Source organism: Rhodobacter sp. TJ_12 (genome assembly GCF_020023995.1).
GTDB lineage: Bacteria > Pseudomonadota > Alphaproteobacteria > Rhodobacterales > Rhodobacteraceae > Rhodobacter.
Genome location: NZ_NRRD01000002.1, coordinates 240,176 through 257,487, shown reverse-complemented (window position 1 = coordinate 257,487; position 17,312 = coordinate 240,176). Strand labels below are relative to the sequence as shown.

The window sequence follows — 17,312 nt, the reverse complement described above, 5'->3', positions numbered from 1 at the left end:
GCAGGCCGCGTCTCAAGCAGTGTTCGCAACACCGCCGCAAGACCTTCGATCATCGCGGAATTGACATGACCGCTTGCCACTGCGGTCCATGCGGCCCTGCTGATAGTCAAGAGCCAAGCCGCAAGAGGCGAAAGCGCAGCTTGCCTGCGCATGGCACGTCCTGCGGCTTGACCGGCTTCGTATCACGCCAAGAGGTCGTAGCTCTGCCCATTGATCAAGATATTGATGCTGTCTTGCGCGGCGCCATCGACCAACGCCCAAAGGATCTGACCCGTCGGGCGGTAAATGACGAAAGCTTCGTCGGCCTCGGTCCCGGCGGGGGTCTCGGCGAAGTTGACCTGGAACTGGTTCCGGGTTGCGCCGGCGCCGCCATATTGCAACAGATCGCCCTCAGCCGAGGAGAAATCCTGAATCCAGTCGCTTCCGTGGCCTGCAATCCCGGTGTGGTAGAACCGGTCGGCATCTGCGCCGCCGTTCACCCGGTCATTGCCGAAGCCGCCGTTGATGAAGTCGAGCCCGTCGCCGCCAAAGATCAGATCCGAATAGACCGAACCGGTGAGGAAATCGTCCCCGTCGTTGCCGATCAAGGTGTCGGCGCCGTAATTGCCTTCCATCGTGTCATTGCCGGTGCCGCCGTTCAGCTCATCATTGCCGTAGCCGCCGTCGACGCTGTCATGGCCCGCACCGCCGTAGATCACGTCGCCGCGGTCGGCTGCGGTGGCGCCCCCGAAGATGAAGTCATCGCCGTCGCCGCCCGACAGCGTGTCGCGCCCGTCCCCGCCATCCAGCGTGTCGGCGCCTGCATTGCCGATCAGACGATCGTTCCCAGAGCCGCCCCCGGTTTCATCGTCGAATGCCGAGCCCAAGAACTCTACGTTGGAGGTCACACCATCTAAGCTATCAATCCACGCGGCATTCGCAGTGGTTGCATCAATCGTGATGTCTTGGCTGCTCAGCAGTGTTTTCAGCGGTGCGTCGTTATCATCTTCAAATAGGGAATCGAGCGCGGTGACGAAATCGGCAAGCGCCCAGCTGATCCCCGTGAATTCAACCACCGGCAAGCCGGACACCGAACCGTCGGTCACGACGGAAAAAGAGGTAATCGTTCCGGTGAGGGGCTGGTTTTCCGGATCCAAAGGAAAGCCGCTGCCGGAGAAGGTTGTTTGAAAGCCGCTGGACGGATTTTCGAGCACGATTTCGGTGCTCGAGATACTTAAAACATCCGGTTCGAAAAGATCAGTGTAACTGTTGTAGAAGGCTTCGTCGAAGAAACTTGATGTATTCCCGTAAAAATTGACAAGCAACATAGCGGCCCTATCCCCTGTGATTCCGATCTATCCTGCGGCAAAGAATCGCAGCCATATGTGAAAAGTCAAGGTGGGTTCCGGTTTGCCCTACCGGTCGGGCGGGCGCAAAACCGCTGGGAAGCAGCGCCTGCAAAAGCGGAGCAGAGAGAAAAGGGGGCAGTCATCGGGAAGCTCCTTTCCACAATATCTCAATTTTGGATCGGTTGCGGGGCCTGCGCGGGACGGCGCTGCCCCCAAAACAACCCCAAAGCCGCCGCCAGCAGCAAACTTGCCGCAAGCCCGTAAAGCGACCAAAGCCCCAGCGGCGCAAGCGCGCGGCTAACTGGCGGCGCCAAGCTGGCCCCCACAAAGAGCGAGAAGGTATAAAGCGCCAGTGCAAGGCCTCGGTTGGCATTGCTGGCCGCACCGGCAATCGTTGCGATCAGCCCGGGCACCACAAGCCCGACACCGGCAGAGACGAGAACCGCCGCAGCCAACGTGACCGGGCCAGAGAGCCCCGCCAGCAAAAGCCCCGCAGCGGCAAGGACCAAACCTAGGCGCGCCAGCACGGTCGGACCGCCCAAGCGTTTGGCCAGCGCGGCGGCAAAGAGGCTCAGCGCCAGCGGGGGCAGCCCGACAAGGCGGACGAGTTGCGGATCAAAGCCGCCGCCAAGCCCCGCGGCGGTACCCGCCTGAAACGTCACGAAGCCAAAGAGCACGGTGAGCGCCGCGCCCCAGCTCAGCATGATAAGGGGCGTTCTCAGCAAGCCTTGCCCCACGCCGTTAGGGGCCGCCGCCATGGCCGCGCCCGGTGCAGGCGCAGCAGGAAGCACCAGCGCGATCCCGGCGGCCATGGCCACATAGGCGGGCGCCAGAACAAGCAAGAACGCGGTCAGCGGCACGGCAAGCGCCGCCCCAATCACCTGTGCGATCGGGGCCGCAGCCAAAAAGGCAAAACTGATCAGAGAGATACCGAAGGGACGCCGGGCGGGCGGCAAAACCTCTGCCAACAGGCTGAGGGCCACCGGGGGAAAACTTGCGGCAAAAATCCCCTGTAAGGCGCGCCCGGCGAGAAAGGCTTCGATCCCGTGCGCCTGGCTTAACGCGGCGGTCACCGCCCCGGTGCAGACAAGGCCGAGCACCAACACCCGCCGTCGCCCGCCCCGGTCGGACAGCGGGCCCCAAAGCAGAAACCCGGCCGCGTAGGCGAAGCCGAAGGCCGTGCCTGACCACACGGCAAGCGCCGGTTCGGTGGCAAACTGGGCGGCAATGGCATCGGTGAGGGGAATGGTGATGTAAAGCTGGCCGACGACGATTATCGCCGTGAGCATCAGCAAGACGACAAGAGACGTGTGACGGAGCGTCATTTCTTTTCCTTACGTTAGCTGAAGATTTAGGGCGGAAAGCGGGGCGAATGCCCCTGTTGTTTAGGCAGAGTGCGGCGAATGCGCGTCTTCGTAGAGACGCTCCATATGGCGGATGTTGCGGATCAGGTCGCTGCGGAATTGCGCCAGCTCATCAATCTGCGCATCGGTTTTGGCCAGTTGCGCCTTGAGAATCTCGATCACGCGCTTCTTGCCCGCAAGATGGCTCTGCGTGTCCTCGAAATAGAGATCAAGAACCTCTTCGATCTCTTCAAGCGACAGTCCAAGATGCTTGAGGGCCGAGATTTTCTCTAGGCGCTGAAAAGCCTCTTCCTCATACATCCGATGCGAGGCCCCCTCGCGCTGCATTGGCGAAATCAGACCACGCGATTCATAATAGTGGATGGTGCGGTGGCTGACCCCTGCCCGCTTAGCAAGCTCTCCTATTTTCATCGCTGCGCCAGGCATGTCTTTTCCTTTTCTAACGTCAGGTGACGATACAAGGCAGGCATCAGTCGTGTAAACGCAAGTTCAATCATCAGGGCCATTCGCTTTCGCGCGTGCGGCACAGGGCAAATTATAAAAGAGTAGGCGACCCCCACGAATTTGGGCAAGAGGAAGACAATCCCCCACATGGGCACAACAGATTCTTACGTTGGGTGTAGATTTTAGTCAAGGGTTTCGCTGCCCGACATCACCGCGATCTGCCGTTCCCTTCCTGCCAAAGGCCGCGCAGGCGGGGCCGCAACATCACAGGCCCCTTTCACGGAGCCTTTACGCACCGCGCCCCACGCGCCGCCGCCAAAATCAAATTCGCTCGCCCCAAGGGATTCCGGGCCTTGAAATCATAGCCTTGGGGCGAGTGCGCGGTTTTCACATTTCAAAACAGGGCATTCGTGCATTTTCCGGGTCTGTGATGTCTAGTTGCAGCAACATCACGCCCAATTCCCCTTTATAAAGCGCACCGCTTGGTTCGTAGGACCGAGAATGCTCCAAGGCGCGATCGGCCGCATCTTGGGCACGGCTTACCCAAAGCGCGTCCCCCGTTGCCCGATAAAGAGACAGCATGGCGTAGGCGGTCCCCGCCGTGCCGCAGCAAAGATCCGGATACTGGATGTCATTGCGCAACGCATGCAGGCCCGCGCCCAGCGCGATATCTCGAAAATCGGCCCGGTCGAACACCTTTGCGGCGTGGCTGTAGACCATGGCGAAACCGGCGCTGCCGTTACACCAGCTTGAATAGGCGTGAACCCCGTAACCATAGCTGAACCCGCCCCCCATGCGGGGCCAGATCACCATATCGTCCATCCGCACCGCGCAATCGGCCAGTTGTTCCAAGCGCTGAACACAAATGTCCCCGGGCGTGGTGCCCAAGACCTGATGCCCCAAAATCGCGGCATGCAGTTGGCCGAGCGGGCCATGCGCAACCCCCAAAAACACATCACGGGTTAGTTCCGCGGGTGCGGGCTGTGCCTGCAACCAGCTTTCCTGTCTGGCGATGCGTTCATGCAAAAGTGCCTTGGCCGGGGAAAGTGCCGTGTCTGGGAAACCGGCCTTTTGCCCCTTGGCGACCATGAAAGCCAACGCCAAGGTGACCCCGGCCCAGCCCAGCGTCAGATCCCATTCGAGACAGGGGGCATCAATGCTGCTGGCAAAGGCCTTAATCGCTTCGCCATAAAGTGCGACATCGCCGGTTTGCGCGGCAAGGCACGATCTGGCGTAATGCAGCCCCGACACGGTATGAAAGGGGCTGACACGGCCAACCGTGTCGGAGCGGATTTCCCGGTCGCGGCTTGTGAACGCCTGCGGCGCGCTGGCCATCTGTTCTGCCCAAATCAGCCAAGCGTCCGCCAACGCAAGCCCCCGATGCGCCCAGCCAAGTTCGGCTAGCCTTTGATACGCGAAGGACACACCAATCATCCCGTTGTTCAGCGTGCACCAAGGATCCAGAAAACCATTGGACAAAAACCGTTTATCGGGCGCGCTCAGCGTTTCGAAATAGCGGTTGGCCAGCTCTGCATGGCCCGCGACGCATCGCGGCGCCTCCGTCGCCAACGCTTCGTCAAACGCGCTATGGAAAGCCGCGAAACTTGGGAAACGCTCTTCCGGTGCGCTGGACAAGGCGCGTTTCAGAACCGGCTCCAACTTGGCAACACGCCGGTTCACACTTTGCGGAAACGGGCGCGACACTTGATCGGCCAAGAAAGGGAAAAGCTCGCTGCGCAAGGCGGGCAGCCTGACATGTGCCTGCCCGGTCAACAACCGATAGAGCATCGCGGCAACGGTGAATTGTTGCCCCTGCTCTACTGCGGGCGGAAAGGTCTCTTGCCCCTTGGCAAGGGCGGCGGCAAGCTCTGGTTCGTAATAGATGTCAACCGCACCCCGCCCAGCCGTATGGCGCGAAAGCTTGCCTTTGAGCAGACGGGATTGCCCGAAATCGATCACGAAGACAGCGCCCGCTTTGGACACCATGACATTTCCGGGGTGAACATCGCCATGCATGATGCCGCGACGCCCCAGATCCGCGAATACCGACATGATCCTTTTGCTGATTTGCACAACCGCCTCGGGGCCGCCGGCGTTTAACAGGCGGTCGGTCAGGGATTGAGACGTCTCTGCATCCAGATAGGTCATGATCACAAAGGGCCGGTCTTCGTGAACGCCATGCTCGACATAAGTCGGGCAATAATCCGCATCCGCCAGCTCTTTTAAAATCGCCACCTCGCGCGATATCAGGTTGACCATACGCCGCGTGGCACGATGGCAGATTTTCAAAACGAAATCAGACGGTTCGGCCCCAGCATCTGCGCCTTGGGCTGGATCTGCGCCCGTGTCTGCTGCTGTGCCTGCAATCGCGCGCAGGCGGTAAACTTCCGTATCTTCCATCTTGCGCAGAAGCGCTGCAACTTCATAACGCTCAGCAAAAACGGTCCCAATGTCCAGCGTCGTGGGACGTTCCTCTTCCGTCTCGGTGACCGGAACCAAGAAGCCCCGCTCAACCAGCGACTGAAACGCCGGAAAAGCCTCTTCAAGGATTTCCTCGGCGGGGGTTTCGCTTTGTTCAGCGAATTGAACAACCGCATCCACAATGGTCAAAGGCTGCGAAAACAAGCGCAAGAGATCCGCCACCTCGGCACTGATCAATTGGTCGCGTTCCCGCGCCCCCCTGCGCATCAAGATCACATCTTCGGGTGCGGCATTCACCGCCGCCATGTGTTCTGCGCCCAAGTGGGTGGCAGGCCGAAAGAAGACCCCATCCGGCAGGCGGTAGAGGGCAGGTGCGGTTTCTACAGCGGAAATCTGATCGATCTGGTTCACGGTGCCCCATTCCCTTCGATAGAAATGCAACCCGCCCCCAGATAGCCGTGCAGAAACAAACGCCAGTGCAGTTCATGCTTCCGGTCGTCCCGGGTGGCATTATTTTGGGTTGCTGCGTGAATATGATGTGCAATCAGCCCGGATTGACGGGCGCGATGGCTTTGGGAAGCGTCCTGCTCATCTGGCAGGTCAACGCCAAGCGAGACAACGCCCTTGCGATCCAATGGTGTGGTGAAACTTAGCCCCAGACCGTCCATATGCGACAGGGCCTCGCGCAGGGCCGCAGACCAAATCGGCACGTCCGCCTCATCCGCCAAATAAAGCACGCAATAATCGGGCCGCCCATAGTGATACGCTTGCGCGGGGATTTTGGCGCCACGCAAACGCGGCAGCGCGGGCAAGGCGGCAAACGCATCAGCAAGCCCCGCCGGAGAGGCATCAGCACTTACGTAAAGCTTGTGGCGGCACGGGCTGTCGAATGCACCATGCCAACCTTGCCAATATTCGGACGCCATGACCCGTTCAAGGCCCGCCCATTTGTCAATCTGTGCGGCCAGATGCTCCAGATCGGCTCCTGTCACGCCGTCGTGGGGCTGTCTGCGCCCGTAAACGTAAAGACTTGCCGACAGGCTCTCCCCCAAAATCTCCGACCAATCGAGGGCAAAGTCGATCGCCTCATAGGAGCGCTGCACATTGCGCGACACCGCGTCCAGCGCGCTTGGTGAAACCAAGCTTGGCAACATCTCGATAAAACGCGGGGCTGCGGCGCTCGCGCTTGCCGGCGCGATGACCCCGTCCATGGCAAATTCTGCCATCGCCCTGACAAGGTTTTTATCAGTCGCGCGCCGATCCAAAGTCTTAGGGGTGTCTAGGGCCTCTAGAAGCGCGAAACCATCCCCATCAACGGCAAAGACACGATCATCTTCGCGCCGCACAAGCCCCACAAAGCCATCGGGCAGTTCTGTCCCCAGATCACGCGCCTGTTGCGCGGTGTAAAGCGGACCCGTTCGAACCCAGGCATGCCCCATAAGAGCCTGCCGCAAAACGTCGGCCGCCCAAATGGCTGGCCGCAATGCAACATCCTGCATGCAAGAATCACTCGGACTTGTTTTTCATTTCGGCACGAAGCTTCTCAACTTCCGCCAGGGCCTCTTTCAACTGGGCCTCTGCCGCATCCAACTCTTGCGGGGTAGACGGCGTATATTTCTTTTCCGCCTCTTCGGTGCGACGCAGGACATCCGACAATTGAGATTTCAGCACAGACAGCGATTCCAGCGGCATGCGATCAATCTCTCGCGTGACCACGAAAAGCGCCGCATCATCGTTCGCATTGCCTGTAACCGGACAGGTTTCTAGTGTCGTCGGTTCGGTTTTGGTGCAGGGGATTGGCGAGCAACCGCCGCACCCGCAACGCGGCCCATAGAAGGTTCCAAAGACGCCGACATCGGAGGCGTTACAATTGGGATAGGTGACCTGCTGGCAATCCACGATCATCGTCCGCCCGTCGCAGGTTTGCTTTGTCACGCCATTCGCGCAATCAATCAAGGTCACTTGTTGGCAAGGCTCTCGGACTTGGGTCAGCTCACATTGAATCCGCGTCGCCTGATTGGCACAGTTCAGCAGGGTGACTTGTTGACAGGGGTCCACGGGGCCATCGGTAATCGGTCCCGGGTCCACACGGGTTGCGCCCCCCGGACACTCCAACAACGTCACTTGCTTGCAAATTTTGCCATCGAACTCGCCTGTCTTATCGAAGCCTTCGGTGGGAAGTTTTACGATGAGCTCTTTAATTTTGAAGCGTTTCATTTTTCAAATCTCACAACACAACTACAGGTAGAAGCCTGTGCAACGCCTCCCCACTTGTCAACGGAGCTTTTCCCTACCAAAGGTCACGCAACACGTGTTGCCTCGCGCCACCGCGCCGCACAATCTGGCGACAACCATCTGATTTAAATTCCGAAAATAGGCGTGCAAACGCATGCCCCCCGGCGGCAGGATGACCGGCGTGACCCTTTCGTAAAACGGCGTCACGGGGGATGAGACGCCCAGCAAATGGGCGGTCGGCGCCTTACCTGCTGCATGGCTGTGCGAAGTCACACCGCGCTTCGCAAAACTGGCACAATGCCACCCCCGCCGCGTGAGTCTGTTCCGTGCGCGCCCCCGCGGTGGCCGGCGGACCAAAGGCGCGCCGCAGCCCGCGCCGCTTACGGCGGCATTGGCGTTTCCGACAGCGCCCGCGGCCATCAGTGGTGCGAGGCTCACCACTCCACGCTTGCGTTTGACAAGGCGGCCGCCACGAAAATTGTGACGGGACAGACCAATGCGCACTTAACCCAGGAACATCCTCGAAAAATGGCGCGTGGGGCCACTCTCCCCTTGCGCAGCAAGACAGAGCTAACAAAGCCGACGCGCACGCCCAATTGGGGAAAAATCCCCATGTCGCGCAAAGGCTACAGCGGCAGCAGCTTCAGCAACACCGCCTTGGCCAACGCCTGATCGCGGGTGCGCGATTTCAGCTTGGCCTTGGCAGAGGTGATGTATTTCTCGAAGGTTTTTTCCGAAATCCCAAGACGCCAGCAAATCTCTTTGGGGCGCAGCCCATGCGCAAGCCAGCTCAGACAATCGATCTCGCGCGGGGTCAAACGCACCAACAGGTTCGGCCGCGCCTCGCGCACGGCAACATCAAGCAGGTTGGAAGCCGCTGTCAGCTCGGCCCCGAATTTGTTCCAGCCCCGCCGGAACATTTCGGGGGAGCGTTGCGTTTCGATCCAAATCCCCATGCCGGAAAAGCCCGCCGGATGACCATCGAGCAAAAGCGAGGTGCCATAGATCATGCCCAGATCGGCCTCGATCTCGAACTGGCGTCGCTGCTTTGGGCTGAGTGTTTCAAGCCAGGTTGCACAGTCGGTTGGCATCCATTCGACCATGCGTTCGCCATTATCCATCGCCTCGATCGAATGGTCGTTGTCGATCAGCGCCTGCGGGCCGACGACATCCTCCCATTCACGGCTGTAGCTGTGGCGGAAATGCAGCCCCTCGCCAGAGCGGATCTGGGCGAGGCCGGTCGATAGCGCCGCGAAGCCGTAAAAGAAGCCGCGCCCGCCGCGCGCCCCAAGAAACTTCGAAAAGGGGGCGAACGGGTCTTTGGCCTGCGCCATCGCCTCGGCCAGATCAAGCAGGGGCTGGGTTTTCATGGCCGCCTCCCAAAGCTGAGTGTCACGACGATCAGCGCGGCAAAAATCAGCCCGGCGGCAAGGAACACGCCTTGCGGGTCGATTGCCTGCATCAGGTTCGCAGCAAAAAGGGGCCCGATCAGCGCACCAAGCGCATAGACCACACCATAGGCGAGATTGGCACGCAACAAATCTTCACCGCGAAAGCGGTCCGCCAAAAGGGCGAGCGAAACGCCAAAAATCCCCTCAATGCCAAAGGCCCACAGGAAAAGCCCCGCAAGGAAGAGTGGCGTCGAGACCGCAGCCAAAAACGGCATCGCCACCGCGCCGCCAAGCCCGATGCCCGAAGCCAGCAAAAGCACAGGGCGACGGCCGATCCGGTCAGAGAGCATCCCAAACGGCACCGCGCCCGTAAGCGCGCCAAGTGCGCAGACCGAAAGCGTCAGTGCCGCGACGCCCTCGCCCATACCTTGGTGCAGCGCGAAAAGCGACAAAAGATAAGCCGGAATGTCCTCATACATAGAGAAAGCGAGGGCTGCGGCCATGGCAAGCGGGGCAAGCCGCAGCGCCGCGCCAAAATCTTGCGGGCGCCAAGACAGATGCACCTTTGGCGCGGTCAGTAGGTTACGGTGCAAAAGCGCCACACCAACGCTCGCAAGCAGCACGGCAACCGACCCAAAGCCCAAGAGGCCGACGCCAAGCAACGGCTGCAAAGCCGATCCGAGGATGATGCCGCCAAGAAAGGTCGCGTTGTAAAAGCCAATTTCGCGACCGCGCCGTGGTTCGGGCACCGTGAGGGTGAGCCAATATTCGATCAGCCGATAGATAAGACCAACGGCCCCGCCAAAAAGAAACCGCGCCCCGACCCAAAGCCACGGCTCGGCCTGCAACGCCATCGCGCCCCAAGCAGCGAATGCCACCCCCAGAAGCGCGAGGGCCAATCGTGTCAGGGACAGGCGCCGAGGGGCCAAAGGGATCACCGGAAGCCCTAGGAGCCAACCCAAGGCGGGCATGGCCGCCGAAAGACCGATGAGCCGCGTCGAAGCGCCCATGCCGTCAAGCGCGATCGCAATCAGCGGAAGACTGATGCCATAGGCGCAGGAAAGAAGCAAAACAGCAGCGTAAAACAATGTAATCTGCGATCTGTGAAGGGGTGGAGGCACCTCTAAGTGCAATGATCGCAAGCAATACAATGTGCCCCGCGCCGCCCCCAAGCCCATTCTGGCGCGATAGTGTCGCAGCATCGGGCCAACGGTTTCGGGCCAAACTCGGTGCACGGTGTCGCAGCCCGCGACCGCTTCGCCGATGCACAAAGGCGCATCCGTCCCGCGCTCTGCGGCCCCCGGATCGTCAGAAAATTGGATCGCATCGCCGAGGGCAAGCGCCCAAGCCCGTTGTCATTCCGCGCGGCGATGTCGTAACTAAGGCGAAACAAGTCAGGACTGACCATGCAGACCCATTTTGCTGCCCTTTTTGCCCTTATGATTGTGACCGGATGCGCGGCCGGTTCTGGTGCCGTGGTCAAAGGGGCCGGACCAGATGACCTGCTCAAGCTGCGCGAAGGCCCCGGCCTCGACCATCAGATTATCATCGGCCTGCCCGATGGGACGCGCCTCACTCGCCAGACCTGCGTGACGACCAATGGCAAGGTCTGGTGCAGGGTCTTCCTCACCGACAAACCCAGTGTCTCGGGATATGTTTCGGCGGATTATCTCGCGCATCGTTGACCTAGCCTGTCCCTCGCCGACACGACACGCCCGCCTCCAATGCCGAAGTGGTCAGACGCGTGGATGGCGGCATGAAGCTTGGCGAAGGCAAGCGGCGGCAGCCTTGCGGCGGCAGGGAATTGGCCGATCATCCCCCGCCCAAGCAATACTGGCTTGCGGGGCACCATGGCGACACCAGACGCATTTATCGCTATATGCTTGGACGGTTTCCTAAGGCCAAAAAATTCCTGAAACCGCTTTGCTCCATAAAGAAAGGCCCCACGAGGGACCTGTTTTCGGGTTTGCAATGTACACGTGGCGAAGGGGTTGGGCCTGACTGCCAACCTTCTCCACCAGCAAAAACCGCCGATGGATCATGCAAGCATCATGGGCGTAAGCGGCGGCTAATTCAGTCGCAAAAATCTTCCTCGAACCTGTCGATCTGAGGCATGCGCTCATGCACAATCGCGACGATACCGATATCGCCGTCAGACAGTCGGCACCAATAGACGAGGTGGTATTCGTACCGGAAGAAGCCCCCTTCGACGCCGCACTCTGCCGGGATCGGCTTTGAGGCGACACCATGGGCCTCGATCCGTTCGAACGCTTCGAACACCCCAGTGATGTAGCGATCAGCCTGAACCTCGCCGCATCGGTCGCACGTCTATTCAACGTAACCAAGAAACACCACACATCAAGTCTGGCGGCGGTGGACCGATTTGGCTTCCCCGCCGCCACTGTGGCGGCTTGACCTTATTCGGCATTCGCGTCGTCGTGCCGATCGGCCAGCAGAAGCACCATCTGGAACACGACATCCGAGTGCCTGGCCAGTGCGATCAGATGCTCACCGCTGGGCCCACGCTCGCCAGCGATCCAGTACTTCACGGTCCGCTCGCTGGCGCCCGTCCACCGCATCGCCGTCTTGACTGCTCGATGCGTCAGGCCGAGTTCGTCCCGAAGTGCCGCGGCAATGGCGGTCCGATAGTCAGCGACATCCGCTTCAAGGTGCACATTTGTGCCCGTTTTCGGCACAAATGTGCCCGTCTTGGTCCGCATCTCTGCGTCCTCCTTCGATAATATTCTGGGAAGGACATGAAAAGCGGCAGTTCGTATTTGCACTTGGGCCTGCGCTAGAGGGCCATCAGCTCGAAGCAGCCCACATGATTTCTTGGGAGGCGGGCGTGGCTCGAGGAAAAGCACCATTATCCGGAGGAGAAACCGAGCGGTCCGAGCAGTTGCTGGCTGCGGAATACGTTCGGATGTCGACCGAGCATCAACAATACTCAACCCAGAACCAAGCGCAGACGATCCGCGACTACGCCGAACGCCGCGGCATCAAGATCGTCAAAACCTATTCGGATGATGCAAAAAGCGGCCTGATCATCGGCGGTAGGATGGCATTGCAGCAGATGATTGCCGATGTTGAATCCGGCGAGGCAAAGTTCAGCGTGATTCTGGTCTATGACGTCACCCGCTGGGGACGTTTTCAGGACACCGACGAATCTGCCTATTACGAATATCGCTGCCGAAAGGCCGGAATGCAGGTCGCCTATTGCGCCGAGCAATTCGAGAACGATGGTTCTCCGACCTCCACCATCGTCAAAAGCGTCAAGCGGGCAATGGCGGGCGAATAAAGCCGCGAGCTTTCAGTAAAGGTCTTCGCGGGCCAATGCCGTCTGATTGAGCTCGGCTATCGTCAGGGCGGGCCAGCGGGCTTCGGGTTGCGTCGCGCCCTGCTCAATGAGCGGGGCGAAGTGAAAACCGAACTGAAGCGCGGTGAGCACAAAAGCCTTCAGACTGATCGCGTCGTCTTGATTCCCGGACCAGACGAAGAGGTCCGGACGGTGCGCTGGATCTACAGCCAGTTTTTGAAGAAGGGCCTGTCAGAAACCGAAATTGCGAAAGAATTGAATGAACGCGGCCTCCTCACCGATCTCGGGTGGGCCTGGACCCGCGCGACCGTCCATCAAATCCTGACCAATGAGAAATACATCGGCAACAACGTCTACAACCGGCGCTCATTCAAGCTGAAGCGAAAGCGGGTCGCCAACGGCCCGGAGATGTGGATCCGTTCGGACGGCGCCTTCGAGGCCATCGTCGAGCCAAAGCAGTTTCAAAAGGCGCGGGCCATCATCGCGGCGCGCAATCGTCGCTTCTCGGATGAGGAGATGCTGGAGCGCCTTACCCGGCTCTTCCAGCGTCATGGCTACATTTCCGGGCTGGTGATCAATGAGACAGATGGGATGCCGTCCAGCGGTGCCTATGCCCATCGCTTCGGCAGCCTGCTCAGGGCCTATTCCCTTGTCGGGTTCACCCCGGATCGCGACTATCGTTACATCGAAGCCAACCGCGTGTTGCGGCAATTGCACGGCGACGAGATTGAGCGCGTCATTCACGAAATCACCCGGCTTGGCGGTGCCGTGATCAGGAACCCTGCGACGGACCTGCTGACCATCAACGGCGAATTCACGGCATCCATCGTCGTCGCCCGCTGTCGCGAAACCTCCTCAGGCGGCTTGCGCTGGAAGATCCGCTTCGACACCGGCCTCGCGCCCGACATCACCATCGCCATCAGGATGAACCGCACGAACACTGACGCGCTCGATTACTACCTGCTGCCCCAATTCGAGATGCGGAGCAAACCTCTGGGGCTTGCAGAGGAGAATGGCCTAATGCTGGACGCTTTCCGTTTTGAAACGTTGGACTTTTTCTTCGACATGGCCCGGCGCGTTTCCGTTTCCGAGGTGACACCATGGTGAGCAATATCGAGCCCCACGCCGAGGTTCAGATTGTCCCCATTGCGGCCATCACCGTGGAAAATCCGCGCGAACGATCTGAAAAGACCTTTCGCGCGCTGGTGGACAGTATTGGCAAGGTCGGGCTGAAGAAGCCGATCACCGTCGCGCAGGATGACACGGCGTCAGGGGATGCCTATCGGCTGGTCTGCGGTCAGGGGCGGATGGAGGCCTATGTTGCACTTGGCGAAACCCACATCCCGGCCATCGTCGTGGACGCGAACGAGGTCGAACGACTTCTGCGTAGCGTGATCGAGAATATCGCCCGTCGTCAGCAACGTCCGCTCGAGTTGCTGCAGGATATCGCCATCCTGCGGGACCGAGGATACTCGGACCACGACATCGCCGAGAAAACCGGATTGTCATGGTCGTACGTTCACGAAATCGGCGAGTTGATCGCGGGCGGCGAGGAACGACTCCTGATCGCGGTGGAGACCGGCCAGATGCCCCTCAGTGTTGCACTTTATATCACGAGGGCGGGAGAGAAAGATGTGCAAAAAGCGCTGGAGGCAGCCTATGCCTCGGGTGAATTGCGAGGCAAGAAGCTGCTGGAAGCAAGGCGGCTGGTGGACCTGCGCCAGCGGCACGGCAAGAAAAAAGGTGCCACGAGCGCGAAACGATCTGGCGTGCGGATGACATCGGCGGCGTTGGTCCGGGCCTATCGTATCGAGGCAGAACGCCAGCGGGACATGATCCACAGGGCGCAGTCGACGCGCGGCAACCTGCTGTTCCTCGACGCAGCGTTCCAGTCCCTGCTCAAGGATGAGAATTTCCTCACTTTGCTCCGTGCTGAGGGGTTGGGGTCTCTGCCGGGCATGGTCGTCGACGGTCTCAAGGAACCTCGGGCATGACACATATGGGTAAAACGCCCCCGCCCCATGACGCCCCATTGCGGGGGCCAGGATTTGAGCCGACCCTGCGTCAGATCCCGATCGCCACCATCCTGCCGGTGAAGCAACTGCCGACCACGGTTCCCAAGAGCCAGAAGTATGCGCAGATCGCTGCATCGATCCGCGAAGCCGGCTTGATCGAACCGCTCGTGGTTGCGCGCGCTCCTGGTCAAGACGGCAGGTTCATCCTGCTCGATGGTCATGTGCGCCTGCATGTCTTGAAGGAGATGGGCGAGGAAACCGTCACCTGCCTGGTCGCCACCGACGACGAGTCCTTCACCTACAACAAGCGCATCAGCCGTCTCGCGACAATTCAGGAACACAAGATGATCTTGCGGGCCATTGAGCGTGGTGTGCCAGAGGCCCGTATCGCTGCTGCTCTGAATGTGGATGTGGCGTTGATCCGGCGAAAGCGGACATTGCTGAACGGCATCTGCCCCGAAGCTGCTGAACTCCTGAAGGACAAGCATTGCCCCGTCAACAGTTTCAAGTCCCTGCGCAAGATGAAGCCGTTGCGGCAGATACAGGCGGCCGAACTGATGATCGCAGCGAACAATTACACGGTGGCCTATAGCGCGGCGATCTTGGCCGCGACCGATGCCGACGACCTTGTCGAACCGGCGCCGCGGGCGGAAGCACCTGGTATCACGCGCGCGCAAGCTGAGCGGATGAAGACCGAGATGGCCAGCCTGCAGAAGAACATCAAGCTGGTCGAGGGGACACTTGGCCCCGATCATCTACGTCTTGTGGTCGCGGGCCGTTACGTCGAACGCCTGCTCACGAATGAACGGATCAAACGCTATCTCGAAAAGAACCACGGCGACATTCTCGGCGAGTTTGGTCGAATCGTGGCGGCGCTGTCCCGCCCGGAGCCGTTTTCCGAAGGGCCAGACGAGGCGGAAGACGAGCGGATTCTGAAACTATCTGAGAACGGGGACCCAGACCCAGATCAAGCGCGAGGACCGCAGCAGACGCAGGACTGTGGGCCGGATCAAGCGCGGCGGCGGGGATGGCGGCGAACCCGCGAGTGACTTCTGAATGGCTTGCGCAAACATGGTTGCGGCTCATGGTGGTGACGACACCTTGTGCGCTGGAATGACCGCGAAGGCCCAATTCATTGACCAAAATACAACGGCGCGCATTTTGCGGTTTCCTGGCTGATCCCCTCGCCCGGTCCGCCCGCACAATCGCACCGGAAGGGGATCACATCCGGATAACGCGACGCGGCAATCTTGCCGCAATACCGTTGCAGTCAATGGCGCGCGCACCTTCCCTTCGGAAGGGGTACGCGGAACCGCACTGACCCTCCCTTCAGCCGACGATTACGGTGTCACGCAGGAAGGCGCGGGCCACCAAGGCGCTCAGGACTTCTTGGAAGCCGTCAGGACGGCCAGGACCCGCTTCAACCTCGCGCGGCCCTCAAGAAAGACGAGGCGCGACTGGACAGGATCCTGGCTGAGGTATGGTCGCGGGTCGCTCCACCCCGATACCCGCCTCCCCTCGTATGTTAGACCGTTTCTTCGTCGGTTGGCCCGAAAACTCCAGCCTCGGGAGGTCCAGAGTTTCTAGGCACAGCAGGTTGGGTCGGACTCTCATCGACGCTGGAGGAAAAATCCCGTGGCAGGTCACCTGACCGAGCGCTGATCGTCGTATATGCATCCATGCTTAGGCCACGGCCAGCCAACATCATCGGACAAGACCCGTCCACCGTGACGGCTTTGGTAGAAATACACCCGCGCCCCACAGACCGGGCAGTAGGCGTTCGGATCAATATAGCAGTGCTCGGCTCCCCAACTCTGGACCGCCGGAAGCTGGATTTTCCCGGCTGTCTCACGATGACGGGCTGGTGATGCCATCGGGATAATGCATGGCAATCGGGACGTTGTATCCGATCGCGCTGTGGGGTCGTTCTTCGTTGTAGTGTCTACGCCAATCTTCCAGCTTTTCGCGGGCATTGGCAAGGCTCATGAACCAGTGGGCGTTCAGGCATTCAGACCGGAGCTTGCTGTTGAACGCCTCGATGAAACCGTTGTCCGTCGGTTTTCCAGGTCGTGAGAAGTCCAGCGTGACCTCGTTGGCATAGGCCCACCGCCGATGTGAAGCGGCCGAAGCACGCCCGACATAGCGAAACTCGATCTCGCCGCCGCACTTGTCACAGATTGCCACCTCTGACGCCTTCCCTCGCTCGCCGCTTCACCTCACCCCTCTGCAAAATAGTCCTCATCGACCGAGTTGATCGTGTAGGTGCTCCGGGCCCGCACGCCGACACCATACTGGATCATCAGACCCGCGAGTTGCTGTCCATTGATGAGCCGGATGCGGTGTTGCACCTTCTCGACGTAAAGCACTGCATCGCGCGAGAAATCGGAGGTAGTTACAAAAACCCCTTTAGTCGCGCCTTCGCCTGTCAGCGAGCCGACAAAGCGCTGAAGATCGGGGCGGCCCACCTTGTAGCTCGGCTCGTCACGCTTCGCCTGAATGTAGACCGCGTCGTCATCCATATCGGCAGGCAGCGAGGCCGCCATATCGAGCACGGCTTGTTTGGTTCCCTCAAGGATGCAATCGAGGCGGTGGAGCACCACGAAGGGCAGGATGACCTTGCCGTTTTCCGATTGCTTGAAATCACAGCGCAGCAGTTCTGCGATGGACCAAACGAAGCTGCCGAGGCTTTTAATGTCGTCGTTGCTCATGAAACCCTCGAAACTTGCCGCTAAAATGGGCCGTGGGCTGGCGCTGCGTAACAGGAATTGCCCGCACGCCACCGCAGTCGCATCGTGCTG

Annotated in this window: 16 protein-coding genes and 1 pseudogene; 6 read left to right on the top strand and 11 right to left on the bottom strand. The window is 60.0% G+C overall.

What is annotated here, in order from left to right:
• Window positions 1-182 precede the first annotated feature (182 nt).
• The 8 genes from CKO11_RS03430 to CKO11_RS03395 all read right to left on the bottom strand — a co-directional run bounded on the left by CKO11_RS03430 (window position 183) and on the right by CKO11_RS03395 (window position 10,361).
• Window positions 183-1,307 (bottom strand): calcium-binding protein, encoded by a 1,125-nt coding sequence (locus CKO11_RS03430; protein WP_223632909.1) that lies wholly within the window; start codon window positions 1,305-1,307, stop codon window positions 183-185.
• 188 nt (window positions 1,308-1,495) lie between these two features.
• Window positions 1,496-2,653, bottom strand: a complete 1,158-nt coding sequence (locus CKO11_RS03425; RefSeq protein WP_223632906.1) for an MFS transporter — start codon at window positions 2,651-2,653, stop codon at window positions 1,496-1,498.
• A gap of 60 nt (window positions 2,654-2,713) precedes the next feature.
• Window positions 2,714-3,118, bottom strand: coding sequence for a MerR family transcriptional regulator (locus CKO11_RS03420; RefSeq protein ID WP_223632903.1), 405 nt, complete (start codon window positions 3,116-3,118; stop codon window positions 2,714-2,716).
• A 405-nt stretch (window positions 3,119-3,523) separates the two neighbouring features.
• Entirely contained in the window at window positions 3,524-5,968 is a 2,445-nt protein-coding gene (locus CKO11_RS03415) for a lanthionine synthetase LanC family protein (RefSeq protein WP_223632900.1), read from the bottom strand.
• Window positions 5,965-6,996, bottom strand: a complete 1,032-nt coding sequence (locus CKO11_RS03410; RefSeq protein WP_223632897.1) for a hypothetical protein — start codon at window positions 6,994-6,996, stop codon at window positions 5,965-5,967. Before CKO11_RS03410 ends, CKO11_RS03415 begins: the two co-directional genes overlap by 4 nt.
• A 67-nt stretch (window positions 6,997-7,063) precedes the next feature.
• On the bottom strand, window positions 7,064-7,774 hold the full coding sequence (locus CKO11_RS03405; RefSeq protein ID WP_223632894.1) for a tropomyosin: 711 nt from the start codon (window positions 7,772-7,774) through the stop codon (window positions 7,064-7,066).
• A 644-nt stretch (window positions 7,775-8,418) separates the two neighbouring features.
• The gene (locus CKO11_RS03400) at window positions 8,419-9,162 is read right to left on the bottom strand and encodes a helix-turn-helix transcriptional regulator (RefSeq protein WP_223632892.1); all 744 of its coding nucleotides are present in this window, start codon (window positions 9,160-9,162) and stop codon (window positions 8,419-8,421) included.
• A complete protein-coding gene (locus CKO11_RS03395; RefSeq protein WP_411741987.1) occupies window positions 9,159-10,361 on the bottom strand; it encodes an MFS transporter in 1,203 nt (400 codons plus the stop codon). Before CKO11_RS03395 ends, CKO11_RS03400 begins: the two co-directional genes overlap by 4 nt.
• Window positions 10,362-10,589: 228 nt before the next feature.
• Between CKO11_RS03395 and CKO11_RS03390 the strand changes: the two genes are divergently transcribed.
• Together CKO11_RS03390 and CKO11_RS03380 are read left to right on the top strand one after the other, a co-directional pair.
• Window positions 10,590-10,868, top strand: coding sequence for an SH3 domain-containing protein (locus CKO11_RS03390; RefSeq protein WP_223632887.1), 279 nt, complete (start codon window positions 10,590-10,592; stop codon window positions 10,866-10,868).
• A gap of 562 nt (window positions 10,869-11,430) precedes the next feature.
• Window positions 11,431-11,598: a hypothetical protein gene (locus tag CKO11_RS03380; protein WP_223632885.1), complete on the top strand. Its 168-nt coding sequence runs from the start codon at window positions 11,431-11,433 to the stop codon at window positions 11,596-11,598.
• Between the two features lie 2 nt (window positions 11,599-11,600).
• Here CKO11_RS03380 and CKO11_RS03375 read toward each other — a convergent pair whose 3' ends face one another.
• Window positions 11,601-11,903: a helix-turn-helix domain-containing protein gene (locus CKO11_RS03375; protein WP_223632882.1), complete on the bottom strand. Its 303-nt coding sequence runs from the start codon at window positions 11,901-11,903 to the stop codon at window positions 11,601-11,603.
• A 104-nt stretch (window positions 11,904-12,007) separates the two neighbouring features.
• Between CKO11_RS03375 and CKO11_RS03370 the strand changes: the two genes are divergently transcribed.
• From CKO11_RS03370 to CKO11_RS03355, 4 genes are all read left to right on the top strand, one after another.
• Window positions 12,008-12,481 (top strand): recombinase family protein, encoded by a 474-nt coding sequence (locus CKO11_RS03370; protein WP_223632880.1) that lies wholly within the window; start codon window positions 12,008-12,010, stop codon window positions 12,479-12,481.
• A 120-nt stretch (window positions 12,482-12,601) separates the two neighbouring features.
• Entirely contained in the window at window positions 12,602-13,606 is a 1,005-nt protein-coding gene (locus tag CKO11_RS03365; RefSeq protein WP_223632877.1) for a recombinase family protein, read from the top strand.
• On the top strand, window positions 13,600-14,493 hold the full coding sequence (locus CKO11_RS03360) for a ParB/RepB/Spo0J family partition protein (protein WP_223632874.1): 894 nt from the start codon (window positions 13,600-13,602) through the stop codon (window positions 14,491-14,493). Before CKO11_RS03365 ends, CKO11_RS03360 begins: the two co-directional genes overlap by 7 nt.
• Window positions 14,490-15,563, top strand: coding sequence for a plasmid partitioning protein RepB C-terminal domain-containing protein (locus CKO11_RS03355; RefSeq protein ID WP_223632871.1), 1,074 nt, complete (start codon window positions 14,490-14,492; stop codon window positions 15,561-15,563). The genes CKO11_RS03360 and CKO11_RS03355 overlap by 4 nt, the downstream gene beginning before the upstream one ends.
• Before the next feature lie 799 nt (window positions 15,564-16,362).
• On the opposite strand, the pseudogene CKO11_RS03350 reads toward CKO11_RS03355, so the two are convergent.
• Both CKO11_RS03350 and CKO11_RS03345 read right to left on the bottom strand, forming a co-directional pair.
• A pseudogene (locus CKO11_RS03350) lies at window positions 16,363-16,620 on the bottom strand (integrase core domain-containing protein); the annotation flags it as partial.
• Window positions 16,621-16,730: 110 nt separating this feature from the next.
• The gene (locus CKO11_RS03345; RefSeq protein WP_223632869.1) at window positions 16,731-17,222 is read right to left on the bottom strand and encodes a restriction endonuclease; all 492 of its coding nucleotides are present in this window, start codon (window positions 17,220-17,222) and stop codon (window positions 16,731-16,733) included.
• Window positions 17,223-17,312: the final 90 nt, after the last annotated feature.

Excerpts from the sequence above, each read along its gene's own strand:
- CKO11_RS03375 (WP_223632882.1), bottom strand. The coding sequence starts at position 11,903 with ATGCGGACCAAGACGGGCACATTTGTGCCGAAAACGGGCACAAATGTG.
- CKO11_RS03355 (WP_223632871.1), top strand. The coding sequence starts at position 14,490 with ATGACACATATGGGTAAAACGCCCCCGCCCCATGACGCCCCATTGCGG.
- CKO11_RS03430 (WP_223632909.1), bottom strand. The coding sequence starts at position 1,307 with ATGTTGCTTGTCAATTTTTACGGGAATACATCAAGTTTCTTCGACGAA.
- CKO11_RS03405 (WP_223632894.1), bottom strand. The coding sequence starts at position 7,774 with ATGAAACGCTTCAAAATTAAAGAGCTCATCGTAAAACTTCCCACCGAA.
- CKO11_RS03420 (WP_223632903.1), bottom strand. The coding sequence starts at position 3,118 with ATGCCTGGCGCAGCGATGAAAATAGGAGAGCTTGCTAAGCGGGCAGGG.
- CKO11_RS03390 (WP_223632887.1), top strand. The coding sequence starts at position 10,590 with ATGCAGACCCATTTTGCTGCCCTTTTTGCCCTTATGATTGTGACCGGA.
- CKO11_RS03370 (WP_223632880.1), top strand. The coding sequence starts at position 12,008 with ATGATTTCTTGGGAGGCGGGCGTGGCTCGAGGAAAAGCACCATTATCC.
- CKO11_RS03360 (WP_223632874.1), top strand. The coding sequence starts at position 13,600 with ATGGTGAGCAATATCGAGCCCCACGCCGAGGTTCAGATTGTCCCCATT.
- CKO11_RS03380 (WP_223632885.1), top strand. The coding sequence starts at position 11,431 with ATGGGCCTCGATCCGTTCGAACGCTTCGAACACCCCAGTGATGTAGCG.
- CKO11_RS03410 (WP_223632897.1), bottom strand. The coding sequence starts at position 6,996 with ATGGGGCATGCCTGGGTTCGAACGGGTCCGCTTTACACCGCGCAACAG.
- CKO11_RS03400 (WP_223632892.1), bottom strand. The coding sequence starts at position 9,162 with ATGAAAACCCAGCCCCTGCTTGATCTGGCCGAGGCGATGGCGCAGGCC.
- CKO11_RS03425 (WP_223632906.1), bottom strand. The coding sequence starts at position 2,653 with ATGACGCTCCGTCACACGTCTCTTGTCGTCTTGCTGATGCTCACGGCG.
- CKO11_RS03345 (WP_223632869.1), bottom strand. The coding sequence starts at position 17,222 with ATGAGCAACGACGACATTAAAAGCCTCGGCAGCTTCGTTTGGTCCATC.
- CKO11_RS03395 (WP_411741987.1), bottom strand. The coding sequence starts at position 10,361 with ATGGGCTTGGGGGCGGCGCGGGGCACATTGTATTGCTTGCGATCATTG.